Origin of the sequence: Pseudomonas sp. MF6394, assembly GCF_002018845.1 — a bacterium.
Lineage (GTDB): Bacteria > Pseudomonadota > Gammaproteobacteria > Pseudomonadales > Pseudomonadaceae > Aquipseudomonas > Aquipseudomonas lactis.
Window position 1 is genome coordinate 142,750 of the sequence record NZ_MVOJ01000002.1, and the last position, 19,738, is coordinate 162,487.

The 19,738-nt window shown below is 57.0% G+C and carries 25 protein-coding genes and 2 tRNA genes; 6 read left to right on the forward strand and 21 right to left on the reverse strand.

Annotated elements, in window-relative coordinates; translation table 11 throughout:
• Window positions 1-121: 121 nt before the first annotated feature.
• The 13 genes from MF6394_RS03355 to MF6394_RS03415 all read right to left on the reverse strand — a co-directional run bounded on the left by MF6394_RS03355 (window position 122) and on the right by MF6394_RS03415 (window position 10,698).
• The gene (locus MF6394_RS03355) at window positions 122-1,423 is read right to left on the reverse strand and encodes an STY4528 family pathogenicity island replication protein (RefSeq protein WP_019816979.1); all 1,302 of its coding nucleotides are present in this window, start codon (window positions 1,421-1,423) and stop codon (window positions 122-124) included.
• A complete protein-coding gene (locus MF6394_RS03360) occupies window positions 1,420-2,115 on the reverse strand; it encodes a DUF2857 domain-containing protein (RefSeq protein WP_008437329.1) in 696 nt (231 codons plus the stop codon). The genes MF6394_RS03355 and MF6394_RS03360 overlap by 4 nt, the downstream gene beginning before the upstream one ends.
• 28 nt (window positions 2,116-2,143) lie before the next feature.
• Entirely contained in the window at window positions 2,144-3,910 is a 1,767-nt protein-coding gene (locus MF6394_RS03365) for a ParB family protein (RefSeq protein ID WP_008437328.1), read from the reverse strand.
• On the reverse strand, window positions 3,907-4,143 hold the full coding sequence (locus tag MF6394_RS34920; RefSeq protein WP_008437327.1) for an Arc family DNA-binding protein: 237 nt from the start codon (window positions 4,141-4,143) through the stop codon (window positions 3,907-3,909). Before MF6394_RS34920 ends, MF6394_RS03365 begins: the two co-directional genes overlap by 4 nt.
• A gap of 33 nt (window positions 4,144-4,176) precedes the next feature.
• Window positions 4,177-5,178, reverse strand: coding sequence for a nucleoid-associated protein YejK (yejK, locus tag MF6394_RS03375; protein WP_008437326.1), 1,002 nt, complete (start codon window positions 5,176-5,178; stop codon window positions 4,177-4,179).
• Window positions 5,178-5,417, reverse strand: coding sequence for a type II toxin-antitoxin system HicA family toxin (locus tag MF6394_RS03380; protein ID WP_008437325.1), 240 nt, complete (start codon window positions 5,415-5,417; stop codon window positions 5,178-5,180). The genes yejK and MF6394_RS03380 overlap by 1 nt, the downstream gene beginning before the upstream one ends.
• The gene (locus MF6394_RS03385; RefSeq protein WP_008437321.1) at window positions 5,414-5,935 is read right to left on the reverse strand and encodes a hypothetical protein; all 522 of its coding nucleotides are present in this window, start codon (window positions 5,933-5,935) and stop codon (window positions 5,414-5,416) included. The genes MF6394_RS03380 and MF6394_RS03385 overlap by 4 nt, the downstream gene beginning before the upstream one ends.
• A 180-nt stretch (window positions 5,936-6,115) precedes the next feature.
• A complete protein-coding gene (gene dnaB / locus MF6394_RS03390; RefSeq protein ID WP_044275348.1) occupies window positions 6,116-7,465 on the reverse strand; it encodes a replicative DNA helicase in 1,350 nt (449 codons plus the stop codon).
• Window positions 7,462-7,680, reverse strand: a complete 219-nt coding sequence (locus MF6394_RS03395; protein WP_008437317.1) for a hypothetical protein — start codon at window positions 7,678-7,680, stop codon at window positions 7,462-7,464. Before MF6394_RS03395 ends, dnaB begins: the two co-directional genes overlap by 4 nt.
• Window positions 7,664-8,383 carry an HNH endonuclease signature motif containing protein gene (locus MF6394_RS03400; RefSeq protein ID WP_020301295.1) on the reverse strand — a complete coding sequence of 240 codons (720 nt, stop codon included), beginning with the start codon at window positions 8,381-8,383 and terminating at the stop codon, window positions 7,664-7,666. The genes MF6394_RS03395 and MF6394_RS03400 overlap by 17 nt, the downstream gene beginning before the upstream one ends.
• Complete coding sequence (locus MF6394_RS03405) at window positions 8,380-9,081, reverse strand: DUF2786 domain-containing protein (RefSeq protein WP_078466179.1); 702 nt, start codon at window positions 9,079-9,081, stop codon at window positions 8,380-8,382. The genes MF6394_RS03400 and MF6394_RS03405 overlap by 4 nt, the downstream gene beginning before the upstream one ends.
• Complete coding sequence (locus tag MF6394_RS03410) at window positions 9,078-9,836, reverse strand: hypothetical protein (RefSeq protein ID WP_008437314.1); 759 nt, start codon at window positions 9,834-9,836, stop codon at window positions 9,078-9,080. Before MF6394_RS03410 ends, MF6394_RS03405 begins: the two co-directional genes overlap by 4 nt.
• A gap of 1 nt (window position 9,837) precedes the next feature.
• A complete protein-coding gene (locus MF6394_RS03415; protein WP_008437313.1) occupies window positions 9,838-10,698 on the reverse strand; it encodes a ParA family protein in 861 nt (286 codons plus the stop codon).
• Between the two features lie 242 nt (window positions 10,699-10,940).
• Between MF6394_RS03415 and MF6394_RS03420 the strand changes: the two genes are divergently transcribed.
• Window positions 10,941-11,017, forward strand: a tRNA-Pro gene (locus tag MF6394_RS03420).
• A gap of 143 nt (window positions 11,018-11,160) precedes the next feature.
• Here MF6394_RS03420 and MF6394_RS03425 read toward each other — a convergent pair.
• From MF6394_RS03425 to MF6394_RS03435, 3 genes are read right to left on the reverse strand one after another with little or no spacing between them, the layout of a single operon-like run.
• A complete protein-coding gene (locus MF6394_RS03425; protein ID WP_014716868.1) occupies window positions 11,161-12,459 on the reverse strand; it encodes an NAD(P)/FAD-dependent oxidoreductase in 1,299 nt (432 codons plus the stop codon).
• 60 nt (window positions 12,460-12,519) lie between these two features.
• A complete protein-coding gene (locus MF6394_RS03430) occupies window positions 12,520-12,693 on the reverse strand; it encodes a DUF3094 family protein (RefSeq protein WP_032893628.1) in 174 nt (57 codons plus the stop codon).
• A gap of 54 nt (window positions 12,694-12,747) precedes the next feature.
• Window positions 12,748-13,377 carry a DUF1780 domain-containing protein gene (locus tag MF6394_RS03435; protein ID WP_003188431.1) on the reverse strand — a complete coding sequence of 210 codons (630 nt, stop codon included), beginning with the start codon at window positions 13,375-13,377 and terminating at the stop codon, window positions 12,748-12,750.
• Between the two features lie 127 nt (window positions 13,378-13,504).
• On the opposite strand from MF6394_RS03435, the gene MF6394_RS03440 reads away from it, so the two are divergent.
• Both MF6394_RS03440 and MF6394_RS03445 read left to right on the forward strand, forming a co-directional pair.
• Complete coding sequence (locus MF6394_RS03440; protein WP_034134844.1) at window positions 13,505-14,194, forward strand: energy-coupling factor ABC transporter permease; 690 nt, start codon at window positions 13,505-13,507, stop codon at window positions 14,192-14,194.
• A gap of 64 nt (window positions 14,195-14,258) precedes the next feature.
• Window positions 14,259-14,474, forward strand: a complete 216-nt coding sequence (locus MF6394_RS03445) for a hypothetical protein (protein ID WP_003171680.1) — start codon at window positions 14,259-14,261, stop codon at window positions 14,472-14,474.
• Here the strand turns inward: MF6394_RS03445 and yacG are convergent.
• The 4 genes from yacG to MF6394_RS03465 are packed head-to-tail and all read right to left on the reverse strand — an operon-like array spanning window position 14,471 to window position 17,359.
• Window positions 14,471-14,671 (reverse strand): DNA gyrase inhibitor YacG, encoded by a 201-nt coding sequence (gene yacG, locus MF6394_RS03450; RefSeq protein WP_003188437.1) that lies wholly within the window; start codon window positions 14,669-14,671, stop codon window positions 14,471-14,473. The two genes, MF6394_RS03445 and yacG, sit on opposite strands and share 4 nt — an antisense overlap.
• Window positions 14,668-15,291, reverse strand: a complete 624-nt coding sequence (gene coaE / locus MF6394_RS03455) for a dephospho-CoA kinase (protein ID WP_078466180.1) — start codon at window positions 15,289-15,291, stop codon at window positions 14,668-14,670. The genes yacG and coaE overlap by 4 nt, the downstream gene beginning before the upstream one ends.
• A complete protein-coding gene (locus MF6394_RS03460) occupies window positions 15,288-16,154 on the reverse strand; it encodes a prepilin peptidase (protein ID WP_078466181.1) in 867 nt (288 codons plus the stop codon). The genes coaE and MF6394_RS03460 overlap by 4 nt, the downstream gene beginning before the upstream one ends.
• Window positions 16,151-17,359, reverse strand: coding sequence for a type II secretion system F family protein (locus MF6394_RS03465; protein WP_078466182.1), 1,209 nt, complete (start codon window positions 17,357-17,359; stop codon window positions 16,151-16,153). The genes MF6394_RS03460 and MF6394_RS03465 overlap by 4 nt, the downstream gene beginning before the upstream one ends.
• A gap of 201 nt (window positions 17,360-17,560) precedes the next feature.
• Between MF6394_RS03465 and MF6394_RS03470 the strand changes: the two genes are divergently transcribed.
• The 3 genes from MF6394_RS03470 (at window position 17,561) to MF6394_RS03480 (ending at window position 18,569) form a co-directional block, all read left to right on the forward strand.
• On the forward strand, window positions 17,561-17,974 hold the full coding sequence (locus MF6394_RS03470) for a pilin (protein WP_078466183.1): 414 nt from the start codon (window positions 17,561-17,563) through the stop codon (window positions 17,972-17,974).
• A 64-nt stretch (window positions 17,975-18,038) separates the two neighbouring features.
• Window positions 18,039-18,114, forward strand: a tRNA-Thr gene (locus MF6394_RS03475).
• Between the two features lie 149 nt (window positions 18,115-18,263).
• Entirely contained in the window at window positions 18,264-18,569 is a 306-nt protein-coding gene (locus MF6394_RS03480; RefSeq protein ID WP_044271514.1) for a DUF6388 family protein, read from the forward strand.
• 119 nt (window positions 18,570-18,688) lie between these two features.
• Here the strand turns inward: MF6394_RS03480 and nadC are convergent, their stop codons facing one another.
• A complete protein-coding gene (nadC, locus tag MF6394_RS03485; protein ID WP_047712568.1) occupies window positions 18,689-19,537 on the reverse strand; it encodes a carboxylating nicotinate-nucleotide diphosphorylase in 849 nt (282 codons plus the stop codon).
• Window positions 19,538-19,738 lie beyond the last annotated feature (201 nt).

Sequence of the window (19,738 nt, forward strand, 5' to 3'; positions counted from 1 at the left end):
ATTTCGGTTCCTGTCAGGGTGTTGCGGGCCGCAACACTTGCTGTGTAGCTGGCACAGATTCCGGTCACGACCGCTTCGCTCTGGGCCGCGTTACCACGATATTCTGGTTGTCCACCTGACATCATGGATGTGTACCCCGATTAGGCTTCAGCAGATGCAGCATTCCGCTGAGTGTGTGTTTTGCGGTTTGTATCGACTCAGGGCTACGCGTCTGCGTTAGCGTCTTCGTCGGCTGCTCTGCGCCCTCTGGCGGGGCTGAAGCGTCTTGACGCTCGGGGCTCGCTTTTGCCTTGTCGTCAGGGTTCCATTGGCTGTTGAAATCGCCGCGAACGGCCATGCCGACGAGCGTCATTAAGTATCCAAGCGGGTTTCGGACCCCTCCCGAGTCACAGCGGTGGACCCATTGTTTGATGAGCGCGGTTTTCAACTCTGCTGGAACCTTTTGCAGCGCCAGGACCGCGTTCTGTTTTTGCTCGACCGGTAGTCGATGCAGTGCACCGAGCAAATCGGCAGCGATGTCGTTTGGTGTGGGCGGTACATGTACAGAGCTTTTACAAACATCTTTGTGTGTATCTGTATACGTACTATATGAGTTCGGATGCCGAACTAAGTCCGAACTCAGTGATTTACGGCTGAGTTCGGCATCCGAACTCTGCTCCAAAGCGATTCGCTCTTCGCCTTTTTCACTGAGTTCGGTATCCGAACTCAGTGGAGATAGAGCTATATTTTGCTGAGTTCGGATTCCGAACTCAGTCGCTTTAAGAACGACTGGAGCCTGCGCTTTGGTCCAGGCCTGGCTATTCATGCGGGATTCGATGATGTCCAGCCTGCTAGGTAAGCGTTGGCCAACATCAGGATCAGCTGCAAATTCCTTCCAGGCAATTTCTGCCACTTCGCGAATCACCTTGGTCTGGTGCTGCATTGACTGCGCGAGTAGCTGCAAGTAGTCCTTGTCGAACTCTATAGCTTCGGCCGGTGTGACCGGTTCGTCGTGAAGCAGGTAGACGTTGCCTTGCACTTGTCCACTCAGATCATTGCGCACCCGTCGCCCCAGGCTAAGCCAACGGGTGAGACGTAAGGTCACTAATGCTTTTGATACAGTTTCACGCGAGGCAGGCCTACCGGGTTGCATACCCAAATATGGCCGCAGTTGGTCATAGGTAGGGAACGCCGTAAGGCCGTCGTCATTGATCAGTAGGCGAAATACCTGCCAGGTGTTTCTTTCAAGCGGGGTTAAGCGATCATCCAAAAGCAATCGGCGAGGAACCGTTTCGTGTGGGTTCCCGCTGAAAATAATTCCGGAGTAGGGGGAAGACCCTTCAATCCCCGGAGGCGCCGACTCTTTTTTCTGAAGCAAATGAGCTTCAAGGTGACCCGAGGCCGAGTCTAAAAGCGTCGACAAGGGAAGCCGAGACAACCTCATAATACAGAGTCACCTTCCACCGATGTCGCTGCAGGCTGTGCAAGTCGTTGAGAAGACACAAGCTGTAGCCTTCTCGGAAGGCCAGGGTTTGCAGGAGGGTAAAGCCCTTCCTTTATCCAGGACTGAATGCGATGCCAGATGATGGCCAGGCTGAGGTTTTCGTGGGTCTCATCTGGGCTAGTATCCTGTGGAGCATTGAGTTCCTCGGCGACCAACATGGCGATGTCCAGCAACGCGAGACTGTCGCCAAGCTCTACCTGATGCTCTTGCATTAGGTGCGTCCATCGGTACCAAAGCTGAGCGTCCATCTCCTCACTGAATTCGCGCCAACGGCCACGACGTGCCGTCACGCCGATCATTAGGCGTTGAAGGGCCACATCCTGCGGAGACAGCCCGAAGAACTGTTGCAGCATTTGAGTGGTCGCGCCAAGTCGCAGCGCACGTTCAATCATGCGCACTTCTTCATCAGAACGCTGCGCGCCTGACAGTAGTTTTTTTACCATGTCCCCATCAATGGTGACGTTGCACCAAGACACGGGAGTGTTAAGCAGCAAGCTCAGTACTGAAGGTTGTTGGAGCTGAGCCAATATCTCTGGCTCCAGGCCCATTTCGATGCAGCGCCGAAGTTGGCCATTACGCATGTGATGAAGCACCTGTGACAGGATTGCTTCATTTATTGGTGTCTTGGACATGACGACTCCCCCTTGTAGAGTCCGTGTGTTAACTGGCTGAATTCGGACCGTTGTTGGCGACTGACTGGATTTCCAGGTCAATCAAACGTCTTGCGAGACGAATAATGCGGAACAGCTTCACTAGAGCGCCGTCGCTGAGACGGCATTCACTTTCAGGGGGCTGATCTTTTGTGTGAGGCTGGCCCAGTAAGATCTGGCCCAGTCCGGCTGCGAACTCAAAGTCAGCCAACGCGTCGATTTGAAGCTTGGGTTGCTGCTGAATCATTTTCAGTACGATGGCCATCGAGCCGCTCAAAGACTGGAGCAGCGTCAAGGTATGTTGGGCTGTGGCAGTAATTTCGACTTCCGCTTCGGGGTGTCGGTAGCTGAACCCGACGCCACCATCGATATCGATAAATTGACCTGGGGCTTTGACCGAGCTGGCTATTTCGCGAGCCAATTGAGCGATGTGCTGACGCAGGGTCGCGGTATTGTCTATTTCGCGTTCGATGTACCAAAGGTCAGAAATGGGATTGAGTCCGCCAGCTTGAACAGGGATGGCCACCAAGGCATTGGAGGCGAAGTCGGGCAAGACCTCACCGTCAAGCGCAGCGAGCTCCCGTTTCATCTTGTCGACTCTGGGAGAAGTCTTCACAGGGCTCGCAACGTGCCCATCGATACGTGCTTGGCGCTCTTGTGGGCTCATTTGCTCCTGCGGAGTTGGGGCCAGTTGCTGTTGCACCCCTTGAGGTGAAGGACTCTCTTTGGAGGGCGTCGTCTTATGTGTGCTGCCCCCCGAAGTAGTAGGGGGTAGTTGTAGAGGGTTCTGATTAGCCTCAATGCCATTGTTCGAAACGTTAAGTTGAGTCCCCCCCTCAAATTGCGATGCAGGGTACTGTGGCAGCTCAAGAACCGGCGTAGACCGGCGCAATTGGTCCTGGTTCTGAGTGATTTCCAACAGTATTTGCTCGTAGCCGAGGTTCAGCGGCTTTTTAAGGTGATCTATCAGTTCGTCCTGAAATCGCTGGAATAGAAATTCTTCAGCGTCGCCCTCAAACTGGGACAGTACATCTTGGAAAAGCGTATCGAAATCAAGGTGCTGCTCCTGCTCTTGATAATTGCGATCCCAGCACTGAAGAGCTGTTTTGCGCAAAGACAGAAGCTTTATGATTCTGTCTACTCCCAGTCCAGAGTACAGCGCGCCTGGAATTGCTGGCAGTAAGTACCGAATGGTGTCGTGCATACGACTCAAGTGAGACGCGGAGACCGGGTAGCCATCCGCTGACAGCCGCCGTGAAAGCTCACGTAATGAGATAGACTCCCCTGCCTCTGTTTCATACAGCGCTCTCGCTTTGTCGACCCCAATAGCCCGCTCAATGAACAGGAGCTGGCCTTGGAGGTCGTTTTCAGCCAAGTGGCCGGTGAGCGAGATGATTTCGCCCCGAACGGCGTCCCAGGGTCGAAATAGGCAGTGAAACTTGAAGTACTTCTCGTCGCCGGTCTCACGATACAACTCGTTTAAAATTGCCAGGCGAGTGTTGCCGCCGTTGCGGATCCGGTACTTATCTTCCCCAGGTTTACGAGTGACGGGAGGTGGCGTATCGAGTCCCCGATTTCGTATCGACTCTTTAATTTCATCGTACTTCGGGTTACGAGTCGTCCTTGGGTTTTCGTCATACGGCAGCGTTTCGTCGAGAGTCAACAGCATGGGGGTATCGACGATGGGGTCGCTCATTCGCGCTGCCACCGGCGACTTCGATTCAAACGCCGGCAGCAACAGCTTATCTTTCATGGTTTGGGCCAAAGACGCTTTCATACTCTGGCTCCTGGCTGCTCATAAGCCGGGCTTGCCGCCAAAAGCTGGTCAATGATTTTCAAAGCACGATCCAGAGCAGCTTCAAGTTCGGCAGTTGTCTCCAGCCGATAAACAATTTCTGAGTTCATCGACCTGGCGTTTTCACGTGCTTCCAACGCGATGCGTTCGCGCATCCCGTCGGGCAGGCGAATAACGAATTTTTCTTCATGCAGACGCTGTGGTTTGTTACTCATGGTGGGCTCCGATGCCTAGGGTAGAAAGTGTGTTCAGCGACGTTTCAACTGATCAGTGAGTTGGGTAGGTAACCCCTTGATGACTAATGAATTGGACGCCTCGTCGTACTCGATCTTGTCCCCTAGCAGATGCGCTTCAAAACTGATGGACAAGCCTTCGGCACGGCCGGTGAACCGACGGAATTGGTTGAGAGTGCGTTTATCCAGGGGGATTTCCGGCGACAGGCCGTAGTCCTTATTGCGGATATGGTCGTAGAACGCCTTGGGGCGATCTTCATCGATCAAGCCTGACAGTTCCTCCAGGCCCATGGGTTCACCGAGCTTGGCCTGGCTGGTGGCGTAGTCCACCAGGGCCTTGGTTTTCTCGCGGGCCGATTCGTCTGGCAGGTCTTCGTTTTCAACGAAGTCGCTGAACGCCTTGAGGAGGGCGCGGGTTTCGCCCGGGCCGTCGACGCCTTCCATGCAGCCAATGAAGTCGCTGAAATACCCCGAGATCTTCTTACCGTTTTTGCCTTTGATGTACGAGATGTACTGCTTGGATTGCTTGTTGTTCTGCCACTCGGACAAGTTGATACGCGCTGCCAGGTGCAACTGGCCAACGTCCAGGTGGCGTGAAGGAGTGACGTCCAGATCGTCAGTAACCACCACGCCTTCACTGTGGTGGAGCAGGGCGACAGTTAGGTAGTCGGTCATGCCTTGCTGGTAATGGGCAAACAGTACGTGGCCACCGGTGGAGAGGTTGGACTCTTCCATCAGCTTTTGCAGATGCTCGACCGCCGTGTGGCTGAAGGCGGTGAAGTCCTGGTCACCTTCAAAGTACTGCTTTAACCAGCCGCTAAACGGGTGCGCGCCGGACTCGGCATGGAAGAAACCCCAGGCCTTGCCTTGTTTGGCGTTATAGCTCTCGTTGAGGTCGGCAAGCATGTTCTCGATGGCGACCGATTCGGATAGCTCCGAATCGCGTGCCTGGAGAACAGCAGGTGTGCCATCGGGTTTTTTGTCGATCAGGTGGACGATGCAATGACGGATAGGCATTAGATTGCCTCCTGCGAGTGTAGGGTTTGAGCTCGATCAGCACGACGAATACGGGCTTTGGCGTTGAGGCCTGAGCGGTAATCGCTTGCGGTTGATGAGGTGTAAATCGATCCAAGGCCAGATTTCGTGAACTTGATATGGCCACCTTGAGTGCGAGACACCGTCCAGCCATTCGCTTCAGCAAACTTCACGAGTACACGAAGGCTCTCGCTTTTTCCGCGTAGGAGATTGGTGGTCATAGCTCTGCATCCCTGTCTGCCAGAACGTTACCGGTCTGGATCGCGATGATTTCAGCCTGATCGCCAGGAAACTTGGTACCGAGCTCATGCAAAAAGTGACGCGTAGCCTCACGTGCTCCAGGCACGCGGAACACCACGCTGCAGTGCTGAACTTCCGCGGGGTGTTGCAGGTGAGACATGACGGCCACTTTCAGCGAGCAGCACTGGAGGTAGCGGGGCACCCAAACCGACCAGAAGTAGCTGGATAGCAAGGCGCCCGCACAGAGCAGTTCAACGGTAATTGTTGCGCTGGGCGTGTTGGTCAGCTCGACGTAGCCGAGCTTCTCAAACTCCAACAGATCCTCACGCATGCTCATTGGGACCACGGTGCTGTGGTCACGAGCAAGGCGGCCGATCGCTTGAGCTAATGCGTCGAGCTCCACCGGGTTGATCCCAGATTTATGGGCATGAGCCACAGCAGAGGCTTCGAACACGGCACCGGCATGGATACTAGGAAATAGCTCGGCGCTACTGTGCATCCGACACCTCCTGAAGCTCCTCGATGTCATAGCTATTGCAAGTAGGGCAAATAAGCTCGTCCACTTCACCGCCGGGTAAGGCTGGAGCGCCACTCACTTGATGTTTCGGGTGGTGGCTATCGCATTGAAGGCACCAGTGAGTGATGCGTACGAGAGTATTCATCGCTGAGGTGTGCTTTTTCATAGTTGAGCCCCTTGCCAGCCGGCGTTGGGACTGAGGTTGGCAAACCGGGTCTGATTGGCGATGAAGGCTGTTCGTACGGTCCCAGTTGGGCCGTTACGCGCCTTGCCGAGAATGATTTCTGCAATGCCTTTGTGTTCGCTCTGAGGGTGGTACACCTCGTCCCGGTAGACGAACATAATCAGGTCCGCGTCCTGTTCAATCGCACCGCTATCACGCAGGTCTGCGTTGATCGGACGCTTATTTGGCCGTCGCTCCAGTTCTCGGTTGAGCTGGGAAAGCGCAACCACCGGGCAATTCATCTCTTTCGCTAGGGCCTTGAGGGACTGGGATATAGCGCTGATCTCGTTGGCCCTGTTTTCCTGACCTGGGCAGCGCATGAGCTGCAGGTAATCGATCAGGATCAAGCTCGGGTGTCCGAAGCGACGAGCTGCTCGACGAGATTTAGCTCTGATTACTGCAGGCGTGAGCGCTGATGAGTCGTCGATGACCAGCCGCTCTCCATAGCCATTAATACGAGAAACCGCTGCAGTCAGCTTCGGCCAATCATCATCATCGAGCTTGCCCTTCAATAGCCTGCCCAGATCGATATGGCCTAGGATGCCCATCAATCGATACATCAGTGCTTTGGCCGGCATTTCCATGCTGAAAACCTGAACTGTACGATCAAGCTTTGCCTGCAGAGCCGTATCTATGAAGTTCAAGGCCAGAGAGGTCTTCCCCATAGACGGGCGCGCGCCGAGGATGATCAGGTCGGCTTTTTGAAAACCCGACGTCAGCTCGTCCAGGTCCTCCAGGCCTGAAGGCAGGCCGGTCACGGTGATATTGCCGTTGAAATGTTCGTCTATTTGTTCGACGACGTTCGTCAGGCATTGGTTGATATTGACGAATTCCGTTGCGCTCTTGCCTTCACCCAGAGCGAACAGTTGCTGTTCAATTGATTCTTGAACATCCTCCGCACTTGCCAACGGGTCTGTCGCCTCGCGAGAGCATTGGTATCCAAGGGACATGAGCTGTCTGAGCCGAGAGCGATTACGCACGATGGATGCGTAATGCTCGATGTTGGCTACAGACGGCGTGTTTTTGGCCAGCTCGCCCAGATAGCTCAGCCCTCCGGCTTCGTCTGGCTCCTCCAACGCGTTGTGGACGGTGACGATGTCGAACGGAATGGACTTGTCAGCAAGGCTTGCCATTGTCCGGAACAGCAACCGATGGTCGTGTCGGAAAAAATCAGAGGCATCCAGTTTGTCTGCGACGAGATCCCAGGTGTTGTTGTCGAGCAGTAGCCCACCTAACACACCTTGTTCAGCCTCTACGGAGTAGGGAGGTGAGAGGTCAAGGTGATTCATTTCCCAGACTCCTGGCCTATCTGAAGAAAACCACTCCCGTTGCGTGCCCCCAGGGCTTTGACCATGTCGACTTCAACCTTCGCTGAATTGATCATGACCTGAGCAACCTCGGCAACCGCTTTGGCCCGTTCGATTTCCATTGGTCTTTCTGGGTCCAGGAGGCTCTCGATCGCGACGAACAGGTGATTACGTAGATCTTCAATCTTGTTCTTCATGTTCAACCTCCCGGATGGTGCGTTTGAGTTTGCCGATAGCGCGTATTGCGGATTTCAGCTCTTCCGGATACCGATGAATGGTGTTCCGACGCATACGTTCTGCTCTCGTCAGCAACTCCAGGTTATTCAGGGCTATATGGGCCTTGTTGCCGTCCTTGAAGCACACGCACATGTTTATAGGGACTGGTCCGTGATGCTCCTCCCAAAGCAGTACATGCACGGCTTTCCAGTCAACGGGTGGGTAACCGGTATCGGTGATTTTCTTCTGCTGATAACCGTCAGGAGTTGTGCGCAGGCTGCCAATAGGCAGCCAGTTCCCCGGTTTATTGCCGGCCTTAAACTGCGTCTGAGTCATACGGCCAGAGGAGGGGAGCCCCTTAAGGCCCTTATTCCATGGGACGGATCCCTTGGGAAAGCGGAATTCTGCGCCCAACTTGCCGTCAAGCCGGCCACAGAGACTACTGCGAAGAAACTCGGCGCTTTTGCTCAAGCCCAGCCGTTTGGCTTTGGCATAGACCTGATAGACGCTGAGCCCCAATTCGGCGGCTAGGACCTGAGTCGGTTCATTGGGATAGCGGGCAATGAGCGAGCGCTCTTCTGCCTCACTCCAAACATGGTGTTTGTGAACCGGGGCAAGCCCAAGTTGGGATCTGGCTTGTTCCAGCGCCGCCATGGCCAAAGGTGAAAGCGAATGAGTTCTCATTGGCTCCCTCCATGCCCAAGGGCTCCTTGTGACTGCTGTCCGACACCACGATGCAGCCTGGCATGCTTGCCCTGGTCCCATCCCGCTTGCAAAGAGCGGGTGTCATGACCTTTGGCTTCGATGGGCTTGACAATGGCTAGCGTTAGTTTTGGATGATGCCATTCCAGGTAGGCTTGGATCTCCAGCGCAGTGTTTTCGTCTATCCCACCTGCAAACTGGTTCACCTTAGAGGCGACGGCATTGAGCCAGCCCTCGGCAAACAGTTGGCCGCGGTGACGTTTGGTTTTCAGTTGGCAGCGCTTCTGCTGGGCAACATGAGCTCGTCGGGCTGCGACAAGCTGGTGATGCAGCGTTGAATAGGTGTGAGCTGCCAGATCGGGTGAAATACCTTTCCCCAAGAACTTGAAGGACCAGCCAAGTAGCGGATTGAAATACGCCAAGTGGCTGCAATCGAAGGCTTGGGAACAGATTGAGGCCAGGTTGTGCAGCCAATCCTGCGGTGCCCGACGGGTTTTGGTACCCACAATGGATTCTTCGATTGTATGGGCAGCGACTTCGGTGTGTTCCAAGTTGTACTGATTCATCAAATGGCGAGCTTGACGAAGTGCAATTTCCACTTCGTTTGGGGCAGCGCCTTGTGACTTGGCCAGCGCCATGAGTTTGGCGACCTTGCTGAGGACTTTTTGCTTGTCCATCATTCACCCCCTTCCTGTTGGAGGCGGGGGGAGAGCGCCTCTGACCACAGGCGAAGTGTTTCTTCCTCATCAGCAGAGAGGTGAGTCCGGGCAAGGCAGTCCGCAACCTTCTGTTTCAGGGCATCAAGGCGGTCTTGAACACTTGACCCATCGTCGTAAGCAATCTCTTGCTCAACAGCTTGCACAACGTCATTACGAAGAGAGAGAACCGTGCTTATCCAAAAAGCACTTGGGCTGGTCCAGCCAATGAGCTTTCGAGTTCTGGCAGGCGACAGGTAATCACGGAGCCTGAGATTGAACTCCCTAGGGGAATAACCATTCCTGAAAACGTCTGCTCGATTAAGCGTCAGCGCTGTTTTAAGAATATCTAGAAGAGGGTCCAAAGCCGTTGGCTCAGGAGCAAAGGGTTCTAAATATGTTTCAGCTACCAGGCGTTTGGCTTCGGCATATCGACTTTGCTGACGGCGTTTGGCTTGGTTTTCGTCGCGGCCGCGCTTTTCCTTCGCGTGCTTAATGTTCGAGTTCACTGACTCGATAAGCTTCGCGGCGTCCTGCAAAAGCTGAAGCTGGTCAACGCTCAACTGAGCGCCAATCCGACCGGGTAATTGGTAACCGCTTGTCAGGGCTCGGATTTCTCGTGCGGTTCCACTGAGCTTGGCTTGCAAGCTGCGCAATTGCTGAGCGCTGTAGTACTTGCCAACCTCTAGGATGAGGTTTGCAGTAATACTGCGGGCGTCGGTAATGGAGGGCTTCGCCATTTCAACGACCCTCCCTCACCAAGTTAGCTACCTTTTCCTCGGTCATGGCCTCGAAGCGGTCACGCCATTCTGGAAAAAGCTCAATGGCCAATTGGCGGATCACGACAAGGGCTGCAGGGGATATGCGGTTGGAAGGCTGTCTGTATTCCAAGCGGTGTACTGGGACGCCCAGGGATGAACTGTTACGAAACACCACTGCGGAGGGGACGACGCATTCCAGAACGTTGATTTCGTCATTGTCCTGGAAAATTTCCCGTACCGACTGCTCGATCATTTGCGCGTCGGTGGTTTGGTCGAGATTGTTGACGACGATCCGCACAGGAGGGATTTTCATGCCCAGGCGCCCATAGGCGCGCAGGCCGTCCAGCATCTGCATGGATCCCCGGCTGAACTCCCGTGCAGCGAGCATATTGGGCGGAAGTGGGGATATGACCAAATCAGAGGCTAGGACCACCATTTCGAGCATTGCCGACCTGGCGCCTTGGGTGTCAATCAGTACCAGGTCGAAATGATCTTTGAAGCCCGGCATCAGGTTGGCGAGTCGCAACCGTCCGTCAGGTGCTTGCAGGATCAGGCTGTTCAGTTGGTTGTTGATGTCGTTGGAAATGACAAGCGACAGGTTTGGTATCGTGGTGCTGGATATGATCTTGGCTGATTCGGTGATATTGAATGCCAGCAGGTCGTAGATGCCTCCTTGAGCTTCATCGACCAATTGGTAATACGAGGAGAGCGAAGGCTGTGCAGGATCTAGGTCGATCATGAGCACGCGCAGGCCTGCATCCGCACAAAAAGCGCCGAGGTTGGCCTCGATGGTAGTTTTGCCTACGCCGCCTTTGGTCGAAACGACCGCAGAGATTTTCATGGTTTGGAGCCTCTAATGTGGGTTCATTAGAGGCTGCGAGGCCACGGAAACAGCTATGTGTAGCGAACACGATCCTGGGCTATGAAGCACTAAAACCAATTGTCTTTTAACCAATTGGTCGTAGGTTCGAATCCCACACGACCCACCATTTTTGAGACCAGTTAACGCTGGAATCGAATCTTAAGATCAGAGGCCAAAAGCGCTGATCGAAGAAGGCGACTGAAAGGTCGCCTTTTTATTACCGGGGTATAGCGCAGTCCGGTAGCGCGCCTGCTTTGGGAGCAGGATGTCGGGAGTTCGAATCCCCCTACCCCGACCATATTAAAAATCCTCGTATCGAAAGATACGGGGATTTTTTTTGCCTGCGTGAATCCTGAATTCACCGCAAAACAAATGTGGGAGCGGCGGTGCGACGATTCGACTTGCTCCCACATTTACCAGGCCTCTTTCGAGACCAGGTTGTTAATGCAATTTAAGGCGTGGCTCGGTGCCGCGGCCGATCTTGCTGCCCAGCATCAGCATCGCCGTGCGGAAGAACCCGTACAGGGCCATCTGGTGCATGCGGTACAGCGACACGTAGAACATCCGCGCCAGCCAGCCTTCCAGCATCACACTGCCCGTCAAATTGCCCATCAGGTTACCCACCGCAGAAAAGCGCGACAGCGAGATCAGCGAGCCGTAGTCGGTGTACTTGTAGGTCGGCAGCTCTTTGCCTTCAATCCGCAGCTTCAGCGATTTGGCCAGCAATGACGCCTGTTGGTGAGCCGCTTGGGCCCGTGGCGGTACATTGCGGTCGGTGCCCGGCTGCGGGCAGGCGGCGCAATCACCAAAGGCGAAGATGTTTTCGTCGCGGGTGGTTTGCAGGGTTTGCAGGACTTGCAGCTGGTTGATGCGGTTGGTTTCCAGGCCATCGATGTCCTTGAGGAAACCGGGGGCGCGGATACCGGCCGCCCAGACCTTGAGGCTAGCCGGAATCACCTGGCCGCTGCTGGTGATCAAGGCGTCGGCGGTTACTTCACTGACCGCCGAATTGGTCAGTACCGTCACCCCTAGTTTCTCCAGGGTTTTATGCACTGGCCCACCGATCCGCTCCGGCAGGGCAGGCAATACCCGCGGGCCGGCTTCGATCAGGGTGATGTGCATGTTTTCTGGCTTGATACGGTCCAGACCATAGGCGGCCAGCTCATGGGCGGCGTTATGCAGCTCGGCGGCCAGCTCAACCCCGGTGGCACCGGCGCCAACGATGGCGACGCTGATCTGTTCAACGGCGTCGGTTTGGCCTGCATGGGCGCGCAGGTAGTGGTTGAGCAACTGCTGGTGGAAGCGCTCGGCCTGCTTGCGGGTGTCGAGGAACAGGCAATGTTGCGCCGCGCCCTCGGTGCCGAAATCGTTGGTGGTGCTGCCTACCGCAATCACCAGGCTGTCGTAGCCCAGTACGCGGGCGGGCACCAGTTCGCGGCCTTCTTCGTCGAGGGTGGCGGCCAGCTGGATTTTCTTCTGTTCACGGTCAAGCCCGCTCATACGGCCCAGCTGGAACTCGAAGTGGTTCCATTTGGCTTGGGCGACGTAGTTGAGTTCGTCTTCCGAGGAATTCAGCGAGCCGGCAGCCACTTCGTGCAGCAAGGGCTTCCAGATGTGGGTCAGGTTGGTGTCGACCAGCGTGATGCTGGCCTTGCCACGCTTGCCCAGGGTCTTACCCAGGCGGGTAGCCAACTCCAGGCCGCCGGCACCGCCGCCGACGATAATAATACGATGGGTCATGGGGATATCTCGCAAGGCTAAAAGAAATCGGAGCAGTTACCCTCGCGAGCGCCAGGCGGCTCATAGCGTCAGGTAACTCAATAGGCGGCTCAGCGCACCGAGCCCGATCACCACTACCAGCACCACGCAGAGGAGCAGCCACGGCCGGAAAGGCTTGCGCTCGACTCTGTTCTGGGAGAGTTGCAGGTACTCTTCGACACGCTCTTGGTCATCGGGTTTCAGGCGGCTGGTCATAAAGGCCTCGTCAGGTAGACGTTGCAAAGGGGCGCCACGTTACAGCCAGGGGCATCACAGGCTGATGCCGACATCAAACACTATGCTGCGGCCCAGGTTGTTGCGCAAGAAGTCCGGCGCGTCGGGATGTGCGAACAGGACCCGTGCGAATGTCGGCCCCACCAGCGATAGCGAGCGCCAGCCCTGACGCAGGTATTCGGTCGGCGGCGGAAAATGGCTGTTGAGGTCCAGCACCTCGCGTTTGAGGCTGGTAAACGCAATGAGGTCCAGCTCCCCCAGATCCATGCCGCGTTCTTTGTAGTTGTGAGCTTTTTTACGCAGTGTGGGGGCCAGGCGCAGCAGGAACTCATGGGCGGGGATACGCCGTGGCTTGGCTTCGCGCCGTACCAGTTGGCTCAGGGAGAAAGCACTGCGCCTGCGCAGCAGCTCATCGCGCCACTCGTCGTTCAGGCGACGGCCCTCGTCCAGCACAAAAAAGACCTCGAAGCTGGCGTCGCGAAACAGCACGTCGGGCGGCTCCTGGCCCGCTGCGTGAAACTCTTCGACACGATAGGGCACGTTCAAGCCTTGCAGCAGGCGCTGGCAGACCCAACGCTCACGCTCCCACTTGCGGGCATTGGACAGGAATGCGTTGGCTTGTTCGGCTGCTACGGTGAGCAGGCGCAAATAATCTGAGTCATCCATAGTCGCAGCTTAGCGTTCAAATGATGACCACAGGAAGTCTTGCCTTAAAACGCGGGTGTAGAATGCTCACGTGAAACAGGCCAGGGACGAGGTGTGTGATGAGTTTTTTAGTAAAGGCAGAGCGTCCGTGATCAGTGCAGCGGTTCTGGCACCCCAGACCCTCGGTATCGGCTGGCTGGTGTATGCGCCCGTGGTGATGTGGGCGATCCTTCGCTCGCCCTGGGTGGAGCTGTTTGCCGACCGTCGGCGCCAGCATTTGCTGTTCGGCACGGTGTTCGCACTGTTCATGCTGTGGCTGGTGCGGCGGGATTTCGATACCGGCGTGTCCTATCACTTCATCGGCATGACCGCCGTGACCTTGCTGCTCGATTGGCCGCTGGCTATCGTCGGTGGTTTTGCCGCCCAGCTTGGCTTGATGCTGTTGGGGCGCCAGGACCTGGCCGCGCTTGGCGTCAATGGCCTGCTCCTGATCGTGCTGCCGGTGCTGGTCACCGAAGGGTGCGCGCTGTTGGTGGAGCGGGCGCAGCCGCGAAACCCCTTTGTGTATATCTTCTGTTCGGGCTTTTTTGCTGCCGCACTGTCGGCATTGCTGTGCCTGTTGGCCGGCCTGGGCCTGTTGTGGTTCGATGGCCTTTTTGCGATGCCGGAATGGCTGGAGGACTTTGTCGGTTACCTGTGGCTGATCATCTTTCCCGAGGCCTTTATCAACGGCATGGTCATCAGCGCATTGGTGGTGTTTTGCCCGGAATGGCTGGAGACCTTCAACCGCACCCGCTACCTCTCGGCGCCCTGGAAGGACGACGATTCGCGGCGTTGATCCAGGTCAAATGCCAGGCAGCGGCGCAGGTCCATGCTCGGCAAAATTTTCAGGAGCATGAATCATGAGTGTGTATGAATGGGCACGGCAGGAGTTGCGCAGAAGCCAGGATGCAGCGCAGGAAATCGGTTTTGACCCCGGTTTGACCTTGCGCGCCATGCTTAGCGCAGTGGTGCAGCAAAGCAAGGGTGTACGCAGCTTTGAAGACCTGGCCGACGAGTTGCAATACCTTGCAGAAAACCTCGACGACCAGCAGGAATATGCCTTTATGCGGCCTTAGTGGCGCGGCGGCAGGTCTTCGGAAAACAGTTCGTCTTCGGCGTCCGGGGCCACGGGAATCTTGTGTTCTTCAGCGGCCCAGGCACCCAGGTCGATGAGTTTGCAACGGTCCGAGCAGAACGGCCGGTTGAGGTTGGTCGCTTTCCATTCCACGGGGGCGCCGCAGGTTGGGCAGTCGACGGTCAAGGGTTGGCTCATGATCGGCCTCCACACAAAGTAAGGTAAAAGTGGTGCAGTCGCTCGACCTCGCCATGCAGCCAGGCAAGGTCCTTATCGTTGACCAGCACGTCATCGGCATGGTTCAGGCGGTCTTCGCGGCTGAACTGAGCCTTGAGAATCGCCTGCACCTGTTGTTCGCTGATGCCGTCGCGCTGCAGGGTACGCTGAATCTGCAGCGATTGCGGCACGTCGATCACCAGGATGCGCTGGGTCATGCTGTACTGCCCGGACTCGATCAGCAGCGGTGAAACCAGGATCGCGTAGGGCGACTGGGCGCGTGCCAGGTGGCTGCGAATTTCCTCGGCGATCAGCGGGTGCAGCAAGGCTTCCAGCCACAGGCGTTCTTGTGGGATCTCAAAGATCAGTTTGCGCAGCGCGGCACGGTCCAGTTGGCCGTCGGCTTGCAGCACGCTGGCGCCGAAATGTTCGGCAATGCGCGCCAGCGCCGGGCGGCCAGGCTCGACGACCCAGCGCGCGGCGTGATCGGCGTCCACCAGGTCGATGCCCAGCTTGATAAAGTGCTCGGCCGCAGCGCTTTTGCCGCTGCCAATGCCGCCCGTGAGCCCAAGAATCCAGGGTGTTGCAACAGAAGTGGTCATCTGAAACCGACAGACTGCAAATAGAAGTCGGTTATTTGACCACCCCAGAGCAATGCAATCCAGCCGGCAATTGCCAGGCAGGGGCCAAACGGCATTGGCGCTGACACCTGGGCCTTACGCAAACGCAACAGAATCAACCCAACAAACACGCCCAGCAGCGAGGCCATCAGCAGGGTCATCGGCAGAATCTGCCAGCCGCCCCAGGCTCCCAGCAAGGCCAATAATTTGAAGTCGCCATGGCCCATGCCGTCCTTGCCAGTGGCCAGCTTGAAGAGCCAGAACAGGCTCCACAAGCTCATGTAGCCGATGACCGCGCCCCATACTGCATCGGGCAGGGGCGTCAGCAGGTCAGCGCTGTTGAGGATCAGCCCCAGCCATAGCAGCGGCAGCACCAGCACATCCGGCAGCAGTTGGTGGTCCAGATCAATCAGGCTCATCCCCAGCAAGCCCCAACTCAACAGCATCACCGCGCCGGCTTGCCAGCCGAAGCCGAAGTGCCAGGCGACAGCGGCGCAGGTCAGCGCGCACGCCAGTTCGGTGAGAGGATAGCGTAGGCTGATGGGCTCGCGGCAGTGGGCACAACGCCCCCGGAGCAGCAGGTAGCTGAGCACCGGAATGTTTTCCCAAGGCCGAATCGGTTGATTGCAGTGCGGGCAGCATGAGTTGGGGCGCATCAGGTTATAGGGGGGCCCACCGGGCTCGGCTGGCAACTCCAGAATCTCATGGGCCTGGGCACGCCACTCCCGCTCGAGCATTTTGGGCAGGCGCCACACCAGCACATTGAGGAAGCTGCCGACGATCAGGCCCAACACCAGCGCCAGGCCAACAAACGCCCAGGGATGTTCGCTCAGCAGCAGGCTCAAAACGCCGTCCCCAATTGGAATACCGGCAAGTACATGGCGACTACCAGCGCGCCGACAATCCCCCCCAATACCACCATGATCAGCGGCTCCATCAGGCTGGTGAGGTTGTCGACCAAGGTGTCCACGTCTGACTCGTAGTGGTTCGCGACTTTTTCCAGCATGCGGTCCAGGGTGCCGGACTCCTCACCGATTGCGGTCATCTGGATCGCCATGCCTGGGAACAGGCCGCTGTTATGCATCGATTGATTCAACTGCATGCCTGTGGATACATCATGGCGCATACGTTCGATTGCCTGTTTGAAGGGGCCATGACCGACGGCGCCAGCCACCGAACCCAATGCCTGTACCAGAGGAACGCCCGCCGCAAAGGTAGTGGATAGCGTGCGAGCGTAGCGGGCGACCGCAGATTTGTGCAGCAGTTTGCCTGCCACGGGCATTTTCAACAAACCTGCTGCCCACCCATGGCGAAACCCCGGGTGAGTCCGGTAGGCGTGGCGCCCCGTAACCAGCGCCGCGCCCACACCCAGCCCCAGCATCCACCACGCCTGTTGCAGCAGTTCCGACAGCGCGATGACCCCCAGGGTAAATCCCGGCAATTGGCCGTTGACCCCGGCGAACAGGTTCTGGAACTGCGGCACAACGTGAATCAACAGCACTGTGCTCACCCCTGTGGCAATTACCAGTACCGCGATAGGGTAGGTCATGGCTTTCTTGATCCTGGTTTTGAGCCGTTGGCTTTTTTCCAGATGAATCGCCACGCGCTCCAGCAGGGTTTCAAGGGCTCCGGCCATTTCGCCAGCCGCCACCAGATTGCAGTACAGCTCATCGAAGTAGCGGGGATATTGACGCAGGGCAGCAACCAACGGGTGGCCGCTGGCAATATGCTGTTTCAGCGCTTTCACCAGTTCGCGCAGTTGTGGGTTTTCGACGCCTTCACTGATGATGTCGAAGGCTTGCAGCAGCGGGATGCCGGCCTTGAGCAAGGTAGCCAACTGGCGAGTGAACAGGGCGATATCTGCGGGCGTTATGCGCGTCTTGAAGGTCGGCAGTGCACAAGACTTCTTGCGCACTCGCTCGGGGCAGATTCCTTGCTGGCGCAGTTGCACCTTGATCAGCGCAAGGTTATGGCCGGCGATCGTTCCGGATACCCGGCGCCCTTTGCGGTTGATGCCCTCCCAGGCATAGATTGTCGACGTGTCGTTCATGTGAAGTTGGCACACCCAGGTCGTGAAGAATTTATAGCTTAGTCAGGTGGCGGAGTCGGCCAGGCTGGTGTTGGGCGATAAAATGTCAGATTGTGCGTCTTGCAGGCGAACGGCTGCGTGGGGATGAGTACACTGGCGCCGTTGCACACTACGGGGCGCAGGACGCGCCTTGTCATGGTTCTATTCTGGAGAGTGAAAGAAATGCGTCAAAAAGGTTTTACCTTGATCGAGTTATTGATCGTCGTGGCAATCATCGGCATTTTGGCCACCATCGGCCTGCCCATGTACACCAAGCACCAGGCCAAGGCCAAGTTCACCGCGGGGTTGGCTGAAATCAGCGCGTTGAAGGCCGGCTATGAGGACGTCATTAACCAGGGCACCGTGCCGACCCTGGCCCTCATCGGGGGCACCAGCCCCACCGCCAACTGCACGATCGATGTGACAGGCGATGTGGCCTCGGGCGCCGGTACCCTGCGTTGTGAAATCCTCGATGCGCCAGCGCCCGTGCTCGGCAAGACCATCACCCTGACCCGCAGCGCTACCACCGGCTGGAGCTGTGCCACCACGGTAGACCCGCAGTACGCTGCCAAGGGTTGTGGCGCCAACGGCGCGTGACAGTCGCCGGGCGGTGAGCGAGCAAGTTGCTGCATGCCCAATGCAGTGCTAGCTTTAGCCCACCGCCCGTGTAGCTCAGCCGGTAGAGCAGCGCACTCGTAACGCGAAGGTCGCAGGTTCGATTCCTGTCTCGGGCACCACAGGCACCACTGTTTCAACGGCAATGTTTTCAGATGATCCCAGAATGGTTCTGAAGGCCAGGTGAGCCGGGCATTTGCGCCCGCTCTTTTGTATCTGCGCAACCTTGAAGACCCAGATGCATTCCCATTCCTCGATCTAAGAGAACGACATGACCACGACTGAGATGACCCAGGAAGTTCGGCATCAAGAAGCTCTCGAGAAATACCTCGAGGCGACGCCGCAGCTTAAAGAAGAGATCAAGGACCTGAGCGCTGACGATCAGCGCGACCAGATTCAGTGGGCATTTGAAGATGAGGCCGAGAGCCAGGGCTACCAGCCTTGGGAGCTGACCCTCAAGTACACCTCGACACCCGAAGAGTTCGAAGCCGCGCGGTTGGCCTTGCACAAAGAGGCGGCCGAGGTGCTGGGTGTCGAATGGGACGAGTACTGCGAGATGAATAACCTTGTAGTTTAAAAGCAGCCTGTAGGAGCGAGCTTGCTCGCGAAACACTCAAGACCACCGCGTGCCCCCAGAGGTACGCGTTATCGTTAGGGTTTTTCGCGAGCAAGCTCGCTCCTACGGTTACGGCATCTTCAGATACTGAGGCGCATCGACAGGTCCACCGCCTTCACATCCTTGGTCATCGCCCCGATGGAGATGTAGTCCACGCCGGTTTCAGCGATAGGCAGCAAGGTGGTTTCATTGATCCCGCCGCTGGCTTCCAGCTTGGCCTTGCCTGCGTTCAGGCGCACGGCTTCGCGCATGTCGTCCAGGCTCAGTTCATCCAGCATGATGATGTCGGCACCCGCCGCCAGGGCTTCGCGCAACTCTTCCAGGCTTTCCACTTCGATTTCCACCGGCTTGCCCGGGGCTATTTTGTGGGCGGCCGTAATCGCTTGGGCAATACCACCGCAGGCGGCGATGTGGTTTTCCTTGATCAGGAACGCGTCATACAGCCCGATGCGGTGGTTGTGGCAACCGCCGCAGGTCACCGCGTACTTCTGCGCCAAACGCAGACCTGGGAGTGTCTTGCGGGTGTCCAGCAGTTTGACCTGGGTGCTCGCGACAAAATCCGCCAGGAACTGCGCTCGGGTGGCTACACCTGACAGCATCTGCAAAAAATTCAGCGCACTGCGTTCACCCGTGAGCAGCGAGCGTGCCGGGCCTTCAAGGTGGAACAGCGCCTGGTTGGGGCTGACACGTTCACCGTCAGCTACCTGCCAATGCACGGCGACCCGTGGGTCCAGTTGGCGAAATACCGCATCCACCCAGGCCGTACCGGCAATCACGGCCGCTTCACGGGTAATGATCGTGGCCTTGGCCAGCCGTTCGGCCGGGATCAACTGCGCGGTGATGTCACCACTGCCGATGTCTTCCAGCAGTGCGCGGCGCACGTTGGCTTCGATTTCGGCGGTGAGGTCGGCAAGACGGAGGTTCGGCATAACAGGCTCCACAAACAAAGTGCCTCGATTATAGGGCCAGCGTGCGTTCTAACCCAGGCTCGCCACTCATTTACCGCACAAAGTCAGAGTGTGCTGGCGCAACTGCCCTCGTTTGCAAGATAATCTCGCGCCTTGCAATTGGCGTCATAGCTTTGACGTCTTGGTGGTAACCGGGATATTTGCAGTGCCTGCCGGGCCTGC